Genomic DNA, 17,979 nt, shown 5'->3' with positions numbered 1-17,979 from the left:
CCGCGAAGCGACTATCGCTGCTGCTTGCTCGGCTCGCGGGCAAGTTCGCTTAGCTCGCCCCCTTTTTCTAAGTAGGCGAAGAGATGGCCCACTTGTTCCAAGGTGAGGTTATTGAGCAAACCCTGCGGCATGGCGGAAACATTGCTCTCTTTGATTTCTTCGACATCGGTGTTAGCCAACTCAACCTTTTCGCCGTCCGAAAGCAACACTGTGATCCCCTCCTGCCCTCGCGGCACGACCAACCCTGCAAACGTGCGGCCATTGGAGATCACAATCTTGCTGCGATACTGATCCGAAATGTTATGCGACGGATAAATGACTGCTTCCAAGATTTCGCGTTTTTGGAAACGCCGCGACACGGCTGTTAAGTCGGGTCCAAGCGTTTCACCCACACCCGCGCTGCGATGACACTTCACACACTGGGCTTGTTCAAATGCCACGCGCCCGAGTTGGGGATCGGCCGCACGGGCCGCGTCGCTTTCGAGATAAGCAACCAGTTCATCGTAGCTCCATTTATCGCCAGCCACGTCCTGCGGTAATTCGGCGGGCGGAGCGGCTGGGAAACTCTTGCTGTACCACTGTTGCCAACCGACGAGTTGTTCTTGCCAATTTGCATAGTTAGCCGCTGGTTGGCGACCTGCCCAATGATCGAGCAAGGCCAAAGCCAACGATGCTCCTTGATCGCCCAAGCGCAAGCCTTGCAGAATCACCTGCCGGAATGCTTCAGGCTCTTGCGGACGTTGCGGCACTTTAGCGAGCGCACTTAAGACTTCTTGGGCCACACGCCCGTCGACCGTTTTCAAACAGTCGACAAGAAACGGCCAATTCTCGCCGCCCGGATTTTGGGTGAGACTCATCGCCACGGTCGGTCGATCCGCGGGCTCGGTACTATAAAGCGTGCGAAGGTATTCCGCACTCTGTGGCTCGCCACTTCTGCCCAGCACGGCTAGAATGCCGACCCGCAGCCGACGAAAATCATCGCTCTTGGCACAGAGCGGTTGGACGCGGCCATCAAGTTCTCGCAGAGCAGCCAGCAATTCCGCCGGGGGTTGTTCCGGCAATTTTGCTAACACCGACAACGACGAAGTCGGCCAACGCTCGCCAGAGGCCAACACTTGTTGACGTTCGGGCAACGAGAACTTCGTAAAGAAGTCCCGCGCGAAGTTCTCCACATAAGCGGAAACACTGTAACCGCTCTTCACGGTGCGCGATTCCTCGAAGAACGTCATCACTGCGAGTTTGGCTTGAATATTCCAACCGTCCTCTAAGCGACTCGCATAGGCACCGATGTGCAGCTTATCGGCATAGGGCAAATCGCAGGCAATCTGTGCGGCAAATTTATCAGCCACGCCAGGCACTTGCAGGTAGACCAACAATCGCACCAATTCGCGATCGGTAGCCGAATCGCCACTCGGATAGCGGCTAATCAGCAGATTGCCAAGCGTGGGAATTTGCTGAGGCGATAACTGACCTAAAGCCACGGCCAGCTGCGAAACTCGCAAGACATCGACCGTTTCACTCGCCGAAAAGGAGCCGGTTTGTAGCATCGCTTCGCAGCGTTTTAACACGGCTTGGGCTGCCGCCGCATCGCGAGTCGTGGCCAAGAGCGCGACTGAACCCCGACAAAAAGCCGAGCCATTGGGTTCATCCAAAACAAGTCGAGCCCAAGTCTGCGGTACTTGTTGTTCCAAAGCTCGCCTGGCAGCGAAAGCGACGAAGCGATCGCTATCGCTCAGCAGTTTAATCAATGTTGCCGGGGGGGCAGGCGTTCCACGTCGCATAAACGTTTCGCAAACAACACGCCGTACCAACGGATCGCTGTCGGTAAGCATAGCAGTTAGTCGTTCGCCACAGGCGGGATTCGCGCTCGTGAACATCAGGCGTGCCGCCTTGGCTCGTATTTCAGCTTGGCTGTCGCTGGAAAGTTGCACGAGCAACTGGTCTTCGGGGCGCGGGCCGAAGAACATCATGAGGTCCAGAGCCCGACAACGGTCCACGGTTGATCGCGTGGTATCATTCGCTACGCGGATAAGTTCCGAATTCCACTGCTCACCCAGAGCACTCTTCACGCCGTTAATGCGTGTGCGAGCCCAGTCGGCATCTAGTTGCGGCTGTTTGATCGCTTGTTCGATGCCAGTCTCGTCTTTCACGAGCGGTGTCGCGCCGGTCCAGCGAATTCGATAGATGCCGCCATCGGTGCCGCGCCCCCCCGTGCAGAAATACAGGCTTCCATCAGGACCCACAGCGGTGTCGGTCGCGTTCAAAGGACGGCCTGCGACGAAGACTTCGCTCTTGGCTGTGTAAGTCGCGCCCTGACGCTGAAATTTTATGCAGTGGATGCGCCCGGTCGACCAGTCGCAACCGAACATCGCGCCATGATACCTCTCGGGAAACGCATTGTGTGTGTAGAACTCAACCCCTGTGGGAGAGCCAGCTCCCATATTGATCGCGGCGGGCAGGCTATCAAGATAGTATTCAGGCCACTTCGCCCAGCCACTTCGCCAACCAAGTTCCGCCCCTTCGGTTGCGTGATTGATCCGTGTTGGTCGATACCAAGGGGCTCCCAAGTCCCATTCCATGTCGGAATCGTAGGTGAAGATTTCTCCCTCGGGACTGATCGCGAAGTCATAGGAGTTTCGCATACCGCCAGCGACTAGTTCGACGAGCTTTCCTTCAACATCGGTCCGGAAAATCGTGCCACCAGGAGCAGGAATTCCAACGGCATGACCACGCGGATCGTCGAACCGGGGCTGGATAATGTCCCCTTCATAAGCATTGCGGTAGGGACTGTTCGGCCCCGGTTGCTTACCCGCACGGGCATGATCGCCGATGATCACGTAGAGCAGTCCATCGGGTCCAAGCCTTACAGCATGGGCACCATGTTCGCCTTTGGAACCGCGAATTGGCACAAGCGAGACAACTTCCTCGGCCACGCCATCGCGGTCGGCATCGCGCAGTCGATATAAGGCTTCGCCTTCGGGGCCATCACCAATCACAAACACGCGGGTGCCCAGCGACAGAATGCCTTGCACATTGATGATCTTGTCGCAGAAGATGCTCACCGAATCGGGCGCACCGTTGTCGTCACCATCGGTGATGAGCATCAGGTTGCCCCCTTCGCGCGAGGCCAAAATATTCCCTTGAGCATCGAACGCCATCGCGATCAACGAACCGACTTCGTCGTCTCGCATCAGCCGTTCGATGGCGAAGTCCTTGCCGATATCAAAGCGTGCCCCGACGCCCGCGATCACGACTTCATTGCCCCACGGCAGGGCCAAGCCTAAAACGCCGTAGCTTTTGGCATCGATCCATTCCTGATCGGCAAATCGCGGGGAAGTCCATTCGGCATATTCACGGACGCTCGTTTTCCAACTCGCATCCGTGGGATGATTCACATAAGTTCCGCCTTGTTCGCGAATGAGCACACGACCGACCAAACCCGCCGATCCTTGATCGGTATTCTTCACGCGAATGGCGACGCTGTTTCGCCCTTTGACGAGATGCTCGGAAATCTCGAAGACTTTCAATTGCCGCCAGTCATTGCCCGTGCCGATTTGCTTGCCGTTGACGAACAACTCGAATTCGTTGTCGGCCGCGATCTGCACTTCACCGACTTCGGGCTCCGTGATGTCGAACGACTTACGGAAGTAGCACTCCCCAATAGGAATGTCGTTTTTGGTGTGAGCCGGCGACCAAATCCACTCGGCGCTGCCGAGTTCGTGGGTGACATTCTCAACAAGATCTTGGCTCCAAGCGGCATGTTGAACCAAACATACACAGGCCAGCAGAACGTAGCGCAGCGCCTTCATGGCGACCTCTCAATCCTTGAGCAAGCGATAACTTCCATGTCACGATGACCAAGAAAGACCACAATCATGTGGCCTTGGCCGTACGAGTTCCAATCAACTTACCCCGAAGGCCCCCAGCCGGGCAACAGAACATTTTCGGCGTGCTAGCATGGAGCTAGTTGGATAGCCACGATAAGCACAAAAAGACACAAAAAGCGAGGCTCTTTCATGAAAACAAGCTGGAGCTCCATCAACGAACTTTGTGACATTGTTCGCCAGACAAGTTACGACATCCACGTATACCATCGAAACGGTCATCTCGAAAAAGTTTACGAAAATGCCTTGGCACATCGTCTGCGCAAATTGGGGATCGACGTCCTTCAGCAACATCCCGTACCCGTTTACGACGAAGATGGCACACTGCTCGGTGATTACTTCGCCGACTTGTTATTAGAAGGCCAGCTGATCGTCGAACTTAAAGCGGCAAAAGGAGTGGCCAACGAACATGTTGCTCAATTACTCGGCTATTTGAGATCGTCACGCATTGCAACAGGGTTGTTAATCAACTTTGGCGCTGCGAAACTATACATCAAGAAGTACCTCATGAATGCTTCTTAATCTTCGTGGCTTATCGTGTTTTTTGTGGCTATCAAAAACCAAATGCCTCCTTACTCAACAAGCTTATTGATTCTATTCCTGGCAATGACCAGTATCGGCCATTTCGCCCGCGCGGAAACTCACAAGGCCGAGCCCGCCGCGATTAAAATTTCCAAACAAACTGGTCCGCTACGTATCGGCATCGTCGGACTCGTCCATGGCCACGTCGAAGGCTTGCTCCAGCAAGCCCGCGAACGTGACGATCTCGAAATCGTCGGCATCTTCGAGCCTAATCGGGCTTTGTTTGATCGGCTGGCTCAAAAATACAAGCTTGATGCCAAGCTCTATTATTCTTCGCTGGAGAAAATGCTCGACTCGGCCAAGCCCGAGGCGGTCAGCGTGATGACTTCGATCAAGGACCACCTGCCGACCGTCGCAGCCTGTGCCCCGCGTGGAGTTCACTTGCTTGTGGAGAAGCCGCTGGCGTTCTCCAATGCGGATGCCGAGCAGATGAACCAACTCGCCCAGCAATACGGCGTGCTTGTTCTGACCAACTACGAAACCAGTTGGTACGCCTCGCTGCGTGAAGCGAAACGTCAAGTTGAAGCCGGCGAGCTTGGTTCCATTCGCAAAATGATCTTTCGTCATGGCCACAAAGGACCACGGGAGATCGGCTGCTCCGAGGAATTTCTGCAGTGGCTGACCGATCCTGAACAAAACGGCGGCGGGGCGATTGTCGACTTCGGTTGTTATGGTGCAGCCCTTGCGACTTGGCTCATGCATGGCGAACGCCCCACCAACGTCACTGCGACGGCTACAACCCTCAAGCCGACAAAGTACCCGCACGTCGATGATGATGCGACCATCGTCATGACTTACCCCAACGCCACGGCGATCCTGCAAGCTTCCTGGGCCTGGACGCACGACAACAAGGAAGCCGATATTCACGCCGAAGGTTGCTCGCTCCACGCTGGCCGTGGCAGTTTGCTATTTGCTCGTGAGGAAAATGCTGATTCCCAGCAGATCGACGCCCCACCGCTTCCACCCCATTTGGAAAACGAGTGGACATATCTCCGTAAGACGATTCGCGGCGAATGCGCAGTCGATCCGCTCTCGAGCCTTGAACTCAATCTGATCGTCGTTGATATTCTCGATCAGGCACGACAGTCGGCGGCACAGAATCGTGAAACCAGCAAAGCCCCTTAGAACTCAAAACGCTCACCTATGACCGCTGCTATCGAAGTTGACGACCTGCGCACCTACTTTCACACCGAAGATGGGATCGTCCGTGCCGTCGACGGCATCTCGTTTCAAATTCCCGTGGGGCACACGCTCGGCATCGTCGGCGAAAGCGGCTCGGGCAAATCGGTCACATCGCTGTCGATCATGCGACTGCTGACCACTTCGGCAAGGATCGAATCGGGCCGAATCGCGCTCTTGGGAAAAGATCTGGTGAAACTCCCCGAGCCGCAGATGCGCTCCATCCGCGGCAAGGATATCAGCATGATCTTTCAAGAGCCGATGACGTCGCTCAACCCGGTCTACACCGTCGGCAGCCAGGTCGCCGAAGCTATTGTGCTGCATCAGAACGTCTCGCGGGCCGAAGCACGGCAACGAACCATCGACCTGTTTCGCGAGGTCGGCATTCCTAATCCCGAACAGCGGGTCGATGCCTTTCCCCATCAAATGTCGGGGGGACAAAAGCAGCGGGTCATGATTGCGATGGCCCTCTCTTGCAACCCGAAGTTATTGATTGCCGACGAGCCGACTACCGCACTCGATGTGACGATCCAAGCCCAGATTCTGGAAATGCTGCGTAAGCTTCGCGACGAACGCGGGATGGCGATCTTGTTTATTACCCACGACCTGGGCGTGATTGCCGAAATCGCCGACGAAGTTTTGGTCATGTACCGCGGCGAAATGGTTGAGCGTGGCAGCGTACTGGAAATCTTCTCAAATCCGCAGCATCCCTACACCAAAGGTTTGCTCGCCTGCCGGCCGCGGCTCGATACGAAATATCGTCGCCTCCCGACGGTCGACGATTTCATGGAAGTCGACCGGAGTGGTGATCACGTAGTAATTCGCGAAAAGCAAATGACCGACGGACGGCTGCGCGAACTCACCGCCGAAGGCCGCGGCACGTTGTTGCATCCGCAATCGGAGTTGGCGGCGATGGGGCATCCATGGGAGCAAACCCCGCGTGCAGCCGACACCACGAGCGTTCCCGAAGAAACGCGGCCGCTGCTGGAAGTCGAAAATCTCGCGGTTCACTTTCCCATGAAGCAAGGGCTGCTGGGCCGCGTGGTCGATCACATCAAGGCGGTTGATGGCATCAGCTTCCGTGTCTACAAAGGCCAAACGCTCGGGCTGGTCGGCGAAAGCGGCTGTGGCAAGACCACCACGGGCCGTGCGTTGCTCCGTTTGATCGAACCAACCGGCGGCAAAATTCTGTTCGACGGTACTGATCTTCGCAAACTCAACAGCCGCGAGTTGCGTCGCTTCCGCAGCCGGATGCAGGTCGTCTTCCAAGATCCTTACGGTTCGCTCAATCCGCGGATGACTATTGAATCGGCGATCACCGAACCGATGATTATTCAACAACTGGGCAAAACAAGCCGCGAACGGCGCGACCGCGCCGCGGCGTTGCTCGAAGAAGTCGGCATGTCGGCCAATCACCTGCGGCGCTATCCCCACGAATTCTCGGGAGGGCAGCGGCAACGCATTTGTATCGCCCGTGCAATTGCCGTCGAACCTGAGTTCCTCGTCTGCGATGAGTCGGTGTCGGCGCTCGACGTATCGGTGCAAGCGCAGGTGCTCAATTTGCTCAATGAATTGCAATACAAGCGCGGGCTGACGTATCTCTTTATCAGCCACGATCTGAGCGTCGTGAAATTCATGGCCGACATGATGGCGGTCATGAACGGCGGAAAGATTGTCGAGTTCGGCCCGTCGCAGGCGATCTACGCCGCGCCGCGCGAGGAGTACACGCGCCGACTCATCAGTGCGACTCCCAATGATGATCTCGACAACATCCGTCGTCGAGTGGCGGAACGCGAAGCCACTCGGCAGCGATCTCGTTAGACATTTCTGTAGCCGAGGTCTGTGACCTCGGATCTCGCGGATTCCGACCTCACAGAGGTCAGCCACAGTATATCTAGAAATACAAAGGCCGCGTGGAGAACCTGAGGGGACAAGGCTCTCACACGCGGCCAATGTTGGGAGGAAAGACTGGCCAGAGCTATTGCATGGTGTGTGCCAGTCACAAATCCTCGGGAAATTCAGCGTTTTTTGTGTGCGGACGTAGCGAAAAATCGACATGTCGTAGCGTCGGGACAACATTGGGGCGCGATGCATTTCGAGTTGTTAGCCGCGACGTGTTCGGGCACCGACGCGTAGCGTTGGTCGGCAACGCGGAGCGCTAATCTCATTTCAAGACTTTCAACTTGTCCAACTCTTCCAACTTTTCAGGATTTATTTCGTTAGTGGCGAGTTACGAGTTTCAAGTCGTGAGTAACAAGATCAGCGCGCAACTTCATCGTCATTCCTGAGCGGCGGGAATCCACGTTAGGCCGGAACGAGTTTCACGAGTTCCGGCAATGGCGTAACCAACAGGCGTATCAACAGAGGTTCTTTGACAGAACTCGCGTGGCTCGGTCCGGCCTACAGTCCACAGTCCTATTGTCCACCGTCCTTCATATCACATTCTCGCGGCCAAATCGCCTGGCTAAAAATAAAAAGCTGCGAGCCACGAGTTACGAGTTTCGATACCAGCAACTCGTGACTCGAAACTCACAACTCGCCACCCTTCCGGCACGTGCTTTGCATTTGTGGCTCACTCGAAAACAATCAACCACTCATTCTTTTGGGAGAGTATTTCGATGAGCCTCAAAAATCTCGACGATTTGTTTATGGACGTTCTCAAAGACACGCTCGATGCTGAACGTCAAATTACCAAGGCGCTGCCTAAGATGGCGAAGGCCGCCGAAAGCGAAGACCTGCGGACCGCGTTTGAAGATCATCTCAGCATGACCGAAGCTCAAATTGAACGCTTGGAAACCATCTTCAAAAGCATGGACAAAGCCCCCCGTGGCAAGCACTGCGCCGGCATGGAAGGTTTGCTCAAGGAAGGCTCCGAGTTGATCGAAAAAGAAGAAGCCGGCCCGGCGCGTGACGCCGCGATGATCTGCGCCGCGCAAAAGGTCGAACATTACGAAATCGCCGCCTACGGCAGTCTCGTCACTTACGCCAAGATGCTCGAGATGACCGATGCGGTCGATCTACTCGTGGAAACGCTCGAAGAAGAAAAAGAAACCGACGAGAACCTCACCAGTATCGCTTCGGAGATTAACCTGCTGGCCGGGCAAGAAGCTGAATAAGCGATTCTTGCAAAGCATCGTTACGCGAAAAGCCTTTCCCGATGGCGGGAAAGGCTTTTTTTGATTTAGCACAAAGAACACGGAGCGAATGCTAGTTTCATCCGTCGCTCGTACTTCAAGATTCCGACATTAAGGAGATAACTGATACTCGCCGTTAGCAAATTGCTTGTGACACGCATTGCAAGCATTGAGCATCTTGCGATAGCTCTCTGAGGCCTTGGTAAAGTCTTTGTCATGAGCGGCTCGATACATTTGGCTAGCCTCTTGGCGTACGGATTTCGCGTATTGCGTCCATTCCCCACGTTCTTCTTGTGGCCCTCGCAGCATGATGAGATTTCCAGTTTCGGCAAGAATTAACGACCCCGACTTGAGTTCAAGCCAACCCTGTTTGTCTGTTGGCTCGGCCGTCATGGCCGCCTTCAGACGTTTATATGTTGGTTGATTGATATATTCCATGAATTCATGCATATCTGTTTCAACCGGATCCAAATCACTGCAAACCTCTTCGGTTGCCGCCGTTAAATAGTTGAGTGAGGGACTAGCGGCCAAAGTGGTGATACAAATAATGGCACCCACAGCTGGTAAGCGGAAGTTGAGGTTAGCTTTCATCTTGACTCCATCAATAATGCCAATAGTCGAGAAATCTAATGAGATCTATGAAGAAAGCTTGCAAATTCTATACCTGATGGAATTCTTCCCCAACCAGCATTCTATTTTTTAGGTTTCTTCTTCGTCGCTTTTTTCTTGACGGCCTTCTTTGGCGCAGGCTTTGACTTCACAGCTTTTTTGGCGGTAGTTTTCTTCGCTGCGGTCTTTTTCTTTGTGGCCTTCTTGGCAGAGGCTTTCTTTTTAGGAGCAGCTTTTTCGGGTGCGGCCGCCGATGACTTGGCTGCGATCTTGGCTGTTTTCTTGTTAGCTTTCTTTTTCTTCACCGATTTGTTGCCGACGATCGCGCCGGTGACTCCACCTACCAAAGCCCCGACAGGTCCCGCCACGACGGCCCCGAGTACAGCGCCGGTAATTCCACCGACCGCTTGTTTAGTGACTGGTGGAGCTTCAGAACTTTTTGATTTCGACGATCGCGCCGTAACGCCTTTGGCTAACTTCTTGGCCATGATTTGCTTCCTTGTGCGAGACTTCAAAGGAGATGAGTACGCACAAGAAAGTCAGCAAACGCTGTGCCGACGGAGTTCGTTATTTCATGATAACGAAGTTACTTTTGATGACCGGCACGACCTCACTGGGGGCTAAGACGACGTCGTTGGGATGGAGACCGGCGGCGGGCTGGCCTTCGTCGTTCAGATACCAATGATCCTTCTCTTGGGCGCATTTGCACTTCTTGCGATACTTCACGCTCAAGTCTTGAAACAGAAAATACTGGCCGCAGCCGCCGTGATTGGCACTTTGATAGCCGGCAATTTCGCGGCTCGGAGCGTCGCCCAGCAACGGAATGTCGCGCCGGCTTTGCAAACGCACAGGCTGCAATTTGCCAGAGGCATTGCGATGGCCAAGAGGATAGGCGTAGCTACCCCCCATCCACTTGCGGAAATACTCTTGCTTGGCAGGCGAAGCATTCCGCAACTCTTCCTTATTAGGTATGTAGATAATCACACACCCGTTTGCAACACGATCGGCCAGTTGCGAATCAGGACAGACCACGGCTCGCGCGGCTTCTTCAGCAGACAAGTAGCCCCCTTGGACTAACTTGGCGATATACATGCCCGCATTTTCATCGGAAGCGACCTGCGGTACGCCTTGATCTTTGAACAAAGCGTAATTCATCGAGGCCGAGGCCAAGGTGTGGAGATTTCTTTCGCACGTGTTGCCCCGCGCGATGTCGCGGCTGCCGCGCAAGGCAGGGATTATCAGTCCCCCTAAGGCCGCACAAACGCAAACCGTACCGATGAAGTCCGCCATCGTCCAGCGACGGTTGGGATTCAACTGGTCGCGATTCTCGCTCAAACGCTTGGTGGCACTCGCGGCGGAATGACAAACGGCCTGCGACTTCTGAATGGCGTGATCGACGAAACAGCAAGTCCGCTTCGCCAGTTGCGTGGGAGGGATCGAGTCGGGCTCGGCTTCATCACACAGCCCCATACATTCTTGGAGTTTAGCCAACTCATCTCGGAGCGCGGGGTCCGTGGCCAGGGCGGCCTCGATTTCCGCCCGCTCGGGGGGGCTCAAATCCTCTAGCAGATAAGAAAGCAACTTTTCTTTCATCTGCCCACGACCTTACTCGTAAAACCTGAAAACCGGCAAACCTGAACTTCGCGGTGCCGCATAAGTTCCATACGTGGCCAAAGCCCGGCGGTTCACACTCTGTAAACACCTCGCACTCTGGAAACAAAGCACGAGCCTGCCACACTGGGTGACAGGCTCGTGAAAAAAGAGCTCGTGGAGGGTAGCAAAGGCTGCCACAACGTGCGAAGAGCAATTTTGAACTAAGCCGTAAAATGCGGCATTAGCAATGGCAGAATTAGCGGTTCGTGACCTGCATATCGCGCCAGGATTGACCGAGACGCTTGATCGCAGCATGAAGGCGGCTTTTGACCGTTCCCACAGGAACTGACATGATCTTAGCAGCGTCACGGTATTTCATCCCTTTGAAATAGACCAAGTTCACCGCGCTTTGCAGGGCATCGGGCAGCGTGGCCACCTCGTTGCGAATCCATTCGGCCTGTTCGCCGGAATCCACAGCTTCGCTGGGATTGGCTTCCTGGGTCGCAACTACTTCCATCAGTGAACCGACTTCTTCGCCGCTCGCGCTGTGAGCCATATCGAGGCTCAAGCGACGATGCCGACGATTACGTCGTTGGGCATCAATGGCTTGGTTGGTGGCAATCGTGTAGAGCCAAGGGCGGAATTTGCGGCCCGACTCAAACGATTCGCACTTCAGGTGCACTTGCAAAAAAGTCGTCTGGAACACATCCTCGGCCAACGCGCCGTCGCCGAGGTAGCGTCGCAAATAATTGTACAGTTCACGTTCGTAGCGCGAGACCAACTCGCTGAAGACGGTCGTATCTTCCGCGCTCTGATATTTGGCGAGCAGCTGTTCATCGCTGAGCTTCGCCAAAGCGTGATTGTTGTTCTTGTTCAAAACTTCCTTGGTGTTCCTAGCCATCTTTACGAACTCCTCGTTCCGAGAGTTCGACGTTTACGAGGAGAAAATCCTTTCTCCTAGCCGTCCAAATAGGATTCCGCGAACCCTCGCAACTTACATGTGCGTTTTCCATGGGTAGCGGACAGGACCGGTCCACTTTCGTTAGACCGGCCGTAGCAGTCGAACCTGTTGTCCCATTGTAACCCCTCTTGCCGAAGAATGCTCGTAGGAGGTGTTTTTGCGACAGGCAGTTCGTGCTGCTGTGTATGTGAAAAAGCAAGTCCCATGCCGGGAAGTGTCTAATCCGTGGGAACCGCAGTGGTAGCAAAGTCCCAAAATCAAATGAGATAATCTGTTACGCAAATTGGTGGTTTCCCGGTTCACGAAATGTCCTTCGCCGGGGGCTGCCAAATCTTGCACTTTTTTCCAAAAGCACAGACTTTGGCAGTCGGGCTGTCAAACGGCTGGTGATCGATTTTGCCACATTGGATGAAAATAAGACGCTCAATTGGACAGTTGTGCAATCGCTTGCAGAAAGGGTGATTCACAAACTGGTGGTGGCAGATCGTATCTTCGTTAATATAGGCCCATGCGTATCCCTTTCGATGCTGTGATCTCAGGCCAGAAATTGACCGATTATTTGCTGGTTGAGCGGCCTTGGGATGACAAATCCAAGTTCTTGAAAAAAGCTGGGTTCACACTCGATTACCCTCATTTGCTCGATCAAGCTATCCGTGAGCTGACGGCAAGAATCGATGCCGTCGAAGATGGGATAAACGAGTACGGCACTTTTTTCCGAGTTACAGGTGATTTGCTAGGACCTACGGGTATCTCGCTCCCGGTTGTTTTGATCTGGCTAGAATGGAATAGTGACAACCTGTTTCACTTCGTTACTTTAAAGCCAAATAAGGGATCTTCATGAAACCAATCTCTCTTTTTGATCGAGTGGCTTTGATTCATGATTTAGCCGAGAATGGCTTAAAGGCGGGTGACGTTGCTACGATTGTCGAAATCGTGCCTCATCCTTCCGGGGGACAGGAAGGCCTCGTCCTTGAAATCTCCAACGCCTTGGGAGAATCCCTGCAAGTCGTGATTGTGACTGCTGATGACGTTGAACCGTTAAACGCTAACGAAATTCTCTCCGTGCGACAGATTGCTGGATCCGTATGATTCCACTTAAGCAATGCGCCGCCTCATTGCGAAAATAGCAAACCCACCCAGCCACAAGCAACTCGGCTCCGGCACGGCGTTAGCCGGAGGTGTCCCCCCACCGTTAAGAGCGTCCAGGGCGGAAAGTAATCCCCCGTTGTACTCGGTTTGCCATGTCGTTAGGTCACCCGCACTGAACGGCGTGGGCGAACCGCCCCGTTGCCAGGCCAAGAAGTCGCGGCCATCGACGTCGCCATCCAGGTCAAAGTCGCCCGAGAGCGCGGCAGTCAGCACGATATCGTTACCATCGCCGCCGATGTAAGAAATTAATAGATCGGTGCTGCCGAAAGTACCAACTCTGTCCCCTTCGCTAAGCCCTGTGAAGAAGCCGCTCTTTAATCCAGAGATGTCGGCAATTTTGAACGAGTTGCCCGCCGCAAGTGTGAAGTTCTCGATGAGCGACACCTGGAGTGCGCCGCCCAGCGTTGCATCGCCAAGAATACGCAGTTGGTCGAACTCGCTGCCAGCCGTGGAACCGCCGATTTCAATTTCGAGCGAGGCCTGATCGCCGAACACAAGATCACCCGCGAAGGTCGTGAGACCAGGGCTGCTTCCCGGTTTGAGATCGCCTTCGATAATGACTGTTCCCGGACCCGTGTCGCCGTTGCCGGCGTACGATCCGAAGTAGACGCTGAAACTATTGGCACTGGTACGAATTTCGCCGTTGTTCACCACGTCGTCAAAGAACGTGGTGGTCCCGCCGGCGGAGATGACCAGACCGCTGGCGCTGTTGGTGAGATCGCCGCTGACATTTGCGGTACTACTGAGATTGATCGTGCCGTCGTTAGTCAATCCTCCCGCGACAATCAGAGTGCCGTTCCCCGAAATGAAACCCCCGCTGTCGTTGGTCAAGTCCTGGGCAACTTCCAAAGTCCCACCGAAAAGATTGATCTGGCCGCGATTGATAGTCCCAGGACCGGTGAAGCGGAGTTCGTGTCCCACGGTTGCGCGTACCTCGCCCGTTGAGTCGTTCTCGAACATGCCGCCGAAGGCACCGTCGCCGCTGACCAATCCTTGATTCAACGTGCCTAACGAGACGTTGATCGCCGCGCCGGAGGGCAGGTCCACGGACGCACCGAAAGGGCCAGTCGGAGCGATCGTGAGCGCCTGGTTAGTGAGATTGAGCGTTCCGCGCCGCAGGTCCAGGAGTTGGGCATTGACCATCTGTTCGGTCGTCAATGTTCCTCCATCGATGATTGTCTGCGTTAGCAGCGTCGCGGTACCGTCGATGACCAAGTGCTGCCCCAACTTTAGGGTGGGCGCATTGTCGAGGGCCTCGGTCAATCCATTGCCAGCGGCCAGGGTCTGAGCGCTCGTGAGTCGCAGCATCCCGAAGTGGAAATTGAAGTCGCCCCCCGACATGTCGATCTCGTCGGTGACGAGTTCGCCCCCCAACAAGTTGACTGTCCCCGGACCTAGCAAAACGAGGGTGGTGCCCACGTCGACGGTGCCGCCGGTTTCGATGTTGAGCGTCGCGGAATTGCCGGTCGACGAGGCGCTCCCTCCGACGTACAGCGCCTCAGAGTTGGTCCACGTCGAGCCCGCATCTTTCACGGTAACAGTACCACTGGAACCCGGGTTGCGAGCGATAAAGCCGTCTAGGGCATTTGTCACAGTGCCGCCGGCTTCGATCACAAGCGTCCCCGTACCGTTGTCCCCCACCTGAAGTGTGCCGGTGTTAGTCCATGTCGAACCGGTGCCGCTGATGGTCACTGTCCCGCTGCCACTCGAATTTCCGATCGTCCCATTGACGTTCGAGACGCTGCCGCCATCTTCCACGAGCAGAGTGCCAGTTCCTGAAAGGCCGACCGCAAATCCCGCGCTCATTGTCCAACTCGATTCTTCACCGGTAATGGTTACCGTGCCCACGCCACCATCGCTATTGGCACCGACAATACCACTCAGACTGGAGACTTCGGCACCTGCTTCGATGAGCAGTTGTCCTGTCCCGCTATAGCCGACACGGATGGCATTTCCATTGGTCCAAGTGGACCCGCTCCCCGTGACGGTGACCGCTGCGTTTGAATCGATGGATTCGCCGATATAGGTGAGGTGACTTATCAGGTCGCCTCCTTCGGAGATCTCGATTGTGCCGGCAGTCGGGGAAATGCCCATATTCAACCGATCTGTCTGAACAAGTGCCGTCTCTTGAATTTTTAATACGCTGCCATGCGAAACACTCAATAAGTCAGTGACGATCAAGTTGACATCGGCCGTCGTGGCACCGACGCGCGTGAGGGTCAAATCGCCTCCGTTGAGGAAGGCATCGTCAATGACATTAAGGGTCGCATCGTTGACCACACCCGCATTGCTAAACGTCACATTGCCAGCGGGGATCACGAGATCTTCGATAGTCGTGGAAGAGTTGGCGCCGAAGGTCACCGTGAAGGTACCCGCCAGAGCAAAGTTGGCGGTTTCGGCCGCGGTGTTGGGAACATTGGCCGGATTCCAGTTGCCAGCCGTGTTGTAATTGCCTCCGGCCGCATTGTTCCAATCGATGATTTGCCCACAAAGAGTGGTATTCCCGGCAACGATCAGCCAAGCCAATAACAAGCCGACCAGCAAAGAACGCAGACGAACCAGTAGCAAGAATGTCGTCATCTCGTCTTCCCCCAACTTGGTCCAGAGGAGCAGGCAAAATGATTCTAGCTGCGGGGTAGCGCAAATACTACAACTTAGCAAGATAATAATCGATGAGGCCGTCGCAGCCTGCCCTGCATTCAACTCTCCCGAGCAGGCCGCTGCCCTAAAATCAGCAAACCTCCCATGAGCAACAAGAGTGTCCCCGGTTCCGGCACGGCGTTAGCCGGAGGTGTCCCCCCACCGTTAAGAGCGTCCAGGGCGGAAAGTAATCCCCCGTTGTACTCGGTTTGCCATGTCGTTAGGTCACCCGCACTGAACGGCGTGGGCGAACCGCCCCGTTGCCAGGCCAAGAAGTCGCGGCCATCGACGTCGCCATCGCCATCGAAGTCGCCAGGGCCGGGAATCGTCACCGTGAGATATTGATCCACCGCGACGTCGAACAAGCGCTGGGTCGTGCCATCGGGCCATTGAATCAAGAGTTCATCAATAATCGAAGCCGCCCCCAAACCAAAATGCACGGGCAAGTCGCTTTGATTGAACGTGCCGGCGTTGGTGTTCGCCTCGCGGCGGAGCGTGACTTCCTCGGGGGTCCCCTCAAACAGGGTTGCGTAAAGCGAAGCACCAATGCCGCTGGTGTTCCAACTGGGTCCTTCGAGTTCCACATACAGCCAGTGATTGCCGTTGGTCGAGGCGTTGCTGACGTACACCCGCTCAGGGAGAGGGTTGGAAACCGAGCCCAAATTGTTGGGGACGATAAAGTCCTGATCCCCGTCGCGATCCAGGTCTCCCCATGCGCTGTCGTAGGCCCCTTCAATGCCGGCGGCGATCCCTTCGGCAACGGTCACATCGGTGAACTGCCAGTTGCCGTCATTGCGATATAACTTGCGGGCGTCATTTTTAGGCGACGAGCCAAAGCTGCGGATGTTGCTATGGAAATAGAGGTCAAGGTCTCCGTCGTTGTCGTAATCGACCGCGCGACCCCCATTGAGATCGTTCCCCGTATCGCTCAACAAATCTTGTCCCGTAATGGTATCGACGTCGGTAAAATTATTACCACCATCGTTGCGATAGATCTTGCTCTTTTCGCCGTCGGCCCCCACGAGAAACAGGTCGAGCATTCCATCGTTATCAAAGTCGAGAAACTCGGCCCCGTAGGTGTTGCGAAAATTTTGCGTGCCATTCCCGTTGGGATCGGTGGGGCTGTCGCCAGCGATATCGATGAAACCAAGTGAACCCGTCTCCAAGAGCTGATTTTCGTAAAAGTTATTGCGGATATTGTTGTCGGCTCGACAGGTTGAAATATAGACATCCAAATCGCCATCGCCATCGGTGTCGCCGATAGCCATACCATAGCCCTTCCAACCAAAATCTTGCTGAAAACCGACTGCGGCGCCCACGGCAGTAAATTGCTGGCCTGGACCTTGCAAATAAATCTGATGCTTGGCGGGACCTTCCATGCCGATGAGCAAATCCAGATCGTGATCGTTATCGATATCGACCCAGGCTTCATTCTGATGGAATTCAGCATCATTTAAGCCCGTGGCGACGCTGGTATTGGTGAAAGGTGCGGGCCAATTGTTCTTAAGAACGTCGCCTTTGTCGTAACCCGCCAAAACACCAGCCGAGTTCGTGTTATTATCTTGTCCGACAAAGACATCGATCCTACCGTCGCCGTCGTAATCACCCCACGCGGCACTCCACGAATCTTGTAGCGTGGGATTAGGCAGAATCGTGGCCGTGATGTCGGTGAACGTAAACGAACCCGTGCCAATGATGTTGTTGAGCAGCATTTTCTGGCTTTCTGTTCCTCCCCCTTGGAAGAACACGTCGAGATCGCCGTCGTTATCGATGTCGGCGAGCGATGCGCTCCGCCCGGAAACGTTCAACCCGCCGAGGACCGTCGCCCCCTGCTCGGTGAAGGTCGCCGCATAAGTAGCTGTTGCCAGCAAATGACTGGTGAGGACACAAAAAGCAATTGCGCACAGAATGCGACGATCCGATACTGGCATTTGTCGATACTCCCTGACAAAGTGAATCTCGCCTCACGATATTCGCTTTGGTCGCAGATCGCAACAAAAACATGTGTGAGTTCTCGCAAAAGAGCGAAACTGCTGCGCGGGAGCGGGAACAAAGTGAAGACTTAGTCCATTCACCTAAAGACTCGCCAGTTCCTCCCGGCCGGGTAAGAGACAGGCCGCCACAACGAAATGGCTACCCCAGGCGTGTGTTAGGTCACAACCAAATCATGAGAAATCTTGCACTGACCAAAGAAGCACGATAACAGCATCAGCAACGCACGTTCGACGTGAATCAACTGGATGCCGAA

The 17,979-nt window shown here is 54.9% G+C and carries 13 protein-coding genes; 6 read left to right on the top strand and 7 right to left on the bottom strand.

Annotated features, from left to right (window positions below):
* Nucleotides 1–11: 11 nt before the first annotated feature.
* Nucleotides 12–3,809, bottom strand: coding sequence for a HEAT repeat domain-containing protein (locus SH678x_RS01125; RefSeq protein ID WP_496921040.1), 3,798 nt, complete (start codon nucleotides 3,807–3,809; stop codon nucleotides 12–14).
* Between the two features lie 207 nt (nucleotides 3,810–4,016).
* Here SH678x_RS01125 and SH678x_RS01120 point away from each other — a divergent pair, with 207 nt between their 5' ends.
* The 4 genes from SH678x_RS01120 to SH678x_RS01105 all read left to right on the top strand — a co-directional run bounded on the left by SH678x_RS01120 (nucleotide 4,017) and on the right by SH678x_RS01105 (nucleotide 8,761).
* On the top strand, nucleotides 4,017–4,406 hold the full coding sequence (locus tag SH678x_RS01120) for a GxxExxY protein (RefSeq protein WP_496921039.1): 390 nt from the start codon (nucleotides 4,017–4,019) through the stop codon (nucleotides 4,404–4,406).
* Between the two features lie 42 nt (nucleotides 4,407–4,448).
* Complete coding sequence (locus tag SH678x_RS01115; RefSeq protein ID WP_496921038.1) at nucleotides 4,449–5,591, top strand: Gfo/Idh/MocA family protein; 1,143 nt, start codon at nucleotides 4,449–4,451, stop codon at nucleotides 5,589–5,591.
* 18 nt (nucleotides 5,592–5,609) lie between these two features.
* Nucleotides 5,610–7,466, top strand: coding sequence for an ABC transporter ATP-binding protein (locus SH678x_RS01110; protein WP_496921037.1), 1,857 nt, complete (start codon nucleotides 5,610–5,612; stop codon nucleotides 7,464–7,466).
* A 797-nt stretch (nucleotides 7,467–8,263) separates the two neighbouring features.
* On the top strand, nucleotides 8,264–8,761 hold the full coding sequence (locus SH678x_RS01105) for a YciE/YciF ferroxidase family protein (RefSeq protein ID WP_496921036.1): 498 nt from the start codon (nucleotides 8,264–8,266) through the stop codon (nucleotides 8,759–8,761).
* Between the two features lie 129 nt (nucleotides 8,762–8,890).
* On the opposite strand, the gene SH678x_RS01100 is transcribed toward SH678x_RS01105, so the two are convergent.
* The 4 genes from SH678x_RS01100 to SH678x_RS01085 form a co-directional block, all read right to left on the bottom strand.
* On the bottom strand, nucleotides 8,891–9,370 hold the full coding sequence (locus SH678x_RS01100; protein WP_496921035.1) for a hypothetical protein: 480 nt from the start codon (nucleotides 9,368–9,370) through the stop codon (nucleotides 8,891–8,893).
* Nucleotides 9,371–9,471: 101 nt separating this feature from the next.
* Nucleotides 9,472–9,876, bottom strand: a complete 405-nt coding sequence (locus SH678x_RS01095) for a hypothetical protein (protein WP_496921034.1) — start codon at nucleotides 9,874–9,876, stop codon at nucleotides 9,472–9,474.
* A 79-nt stretch (nucleotides 9,877–9,955) separates the two neighbouring features.
* Nucleotides 9,956–10,981 (bottom strand): hypothetical protein, encoded by a 1,026-nt coding sequence (locus SH678x_RS01090; protein ID WP_496921033.1) that lies wholly within the window; start codon nucleotides 10,979–10,981, stop codon nucleotides 9,956–9,958.
* 256 nt (nucleotides 10,982–11,237) lie between these two features.
* Nucleotides 11,238–11,882, bottom strand: coding sequence for an RNA polymerase sigma factor (locus SH678x_RS01085; protein WP_496921032.1), 645 nt, complete (start codon nucleotides 11,880–11,882; stop codon nucleotides 11,238–11,240).
* Nucleotides 11,883–12,450: 568 nt separating this feature from the next.
* Between SH678x_RS01085 and SH678x_RS01080 the strand changes: the two genes are divergently transcribed.
* Both SH678x_RS01080 and SH678x_RS01075 read left to right on the top strand, forming a co-directional pair.
* On the top strand, nucleotides 12,451–12,783 hold the full coding sequence (locus SH678x_RS01080) for a DUF6883 domain-containing protein (RefSeq protein ID WP_496921031.1): 333 nt from the start codon (nucleotides 12,451–12,453) through the stop codon (nucleotides 12,781–12,783).
* The gene (locus SH678x_RS01075) at nucleotides 12,780–13,031 is read left to right on the top strand and encodes a DUF4926 domain-containing protein (protein ID WP_496921030.1); all 252 of its coding nucleotides are present in this window, start codon (nucleotides 12,780–12,782) and stop codon (nucleotides 13,029–13,031) included. The genes SH678x_RS01080 and SH678x_RS01075 overlap by 4 nt, the downstream gene beginning before the upstream one ends.
* Before the next feature lie 6 nt (nucleotides 13,032–13,037).
* Here the strand turns inward: SH678x_RS01075 and SH678x_RS01070 are convergent, their stop codons facing one another.
* Nucleotides 13,038–15,671 (bottom strand): beta strand repeat-containing protein, encoded by a 2,634-nt coding sequence (locus SH678x_RS01070; RefSeq protein WP_496921029.1) that lies wholly within the window; start codon nucleotides 15,669–15,671, stop codon nucleotides 13,038–13,040.
* Nucleotides 15,672–15,790: 119 nt separating this feature from the next.
* Entirely contained in the window at nucleotides 15,791–17,662 is a 1,872-nt protein-coding gene (locus tag SH678x_RS01065) for a CRTAC1 family protein (RefSeq protein ID WP_496921028.1), read from the bottom strand.
* Between the last annotated feature and the right edge of the window lie 317 nt (nucleotides 17,663–17,979).

Source organism: Bythopirellula superficialaquae, from assembly GCF_059632245.1.
The sequence above is the reverse complement of the archived record's forward strand: the minus strand, read 5'-3'. Positions and strand labels throughout refer to the sequence as shown.

Bases quoted from the DNA above. Each gene is read 5' to 3' on its own strand.
- SH678x_RS01125 (WP_496921040.1), bottom strand. From the start codon at position 3,809: ATGAAGGCGCTGCGCTACGTTCTGCTGGCCTGTGTATGTTTGGTTCAA.
- SH678x_RS01120 (WP_496921039.1), top strand. From the start codon at position 4,017: ATGAAAACAAGCTGGAGCTCCATCAACGAACTTTGTGACATTGTTCGC.
- SH678x_RS01115 (WP_496921038.1), top strand. From the start codon at position 4,449: ATGCCTCCTTACTCAACAAGCTTATTGATTCTATTCCTGGCAATGACC.
- SH678x_RS01110 (WP_496921037.1), top strand. From the start codon at position 5,610: ATGACCGCTGCTATCGAAGTTGACGACCTGCGCACCTACTTTCACACC.
- SH678x_RS01105 (WP_496921036.1), top strand. From the start codon at position 8,264: ATGAGCCTCAAAAATCTCGACGATTTGTTTATGGACGTTCTCAAAGAC.
- SH678x_RS01100 (WP_496921035.1), bottom strand. From the start codon at position 9,370: ATGAAAGCTAACCTCAACTTCCGCTTACCAGCTGTGGGTGCCATTATT.
- SH678x_RS01095 (WP_496921034.1), bottom strand. From the start codon at position 9,876: ATGGCCAAGAAGTTAGCCAAAGGCGTTACGGCGCGATCGTCGAAATCA.
- SH678x_RS01090 (WP_496921033.1), bottom strand. From the start codon at position 10,981: ATGAAAGAAAAGTTGCTTTCTTATCTGCTAGAGGATTTGAGCCCCCCC.
- SH678x_RS01085 (WP_496921032.1), bottom strand. From the start codon at position 11,882: ATGGCTAGGAACACCAAGGAAGTTTTGAACAAGAACAACAATCACGCT.
- SH678x_RS01080 (WP_496921031.1), top strand. From the start codon at position 12,451: ATGCGTATCCCTTTCGATGCTGTGATCTCAGGCCAGAAATTGACCGAT.
- SH678x_RS01075 (WP_496921030.1), top strand. From the start codon at position 12,780: ATGAAACCAATCTCTCTTTTTGATCGAGTGGCTTTGATTCATGATTTA.
- SH678x_RS01070 (WP_496921029.1), bottom strand. From the start codon at position 15,671: ATGACGACATTCTTGCTACTGGTTCGTCTGCGTTCTTTGCTGGTCGGC.
- SH678x_RS01065 (WP_496921028.1), bottom strand. From the start codon at position 17,662: ATGCCAGTATCGGATCGTCGCATTCTGTGCGCAATTGCTTTTTGTGTC.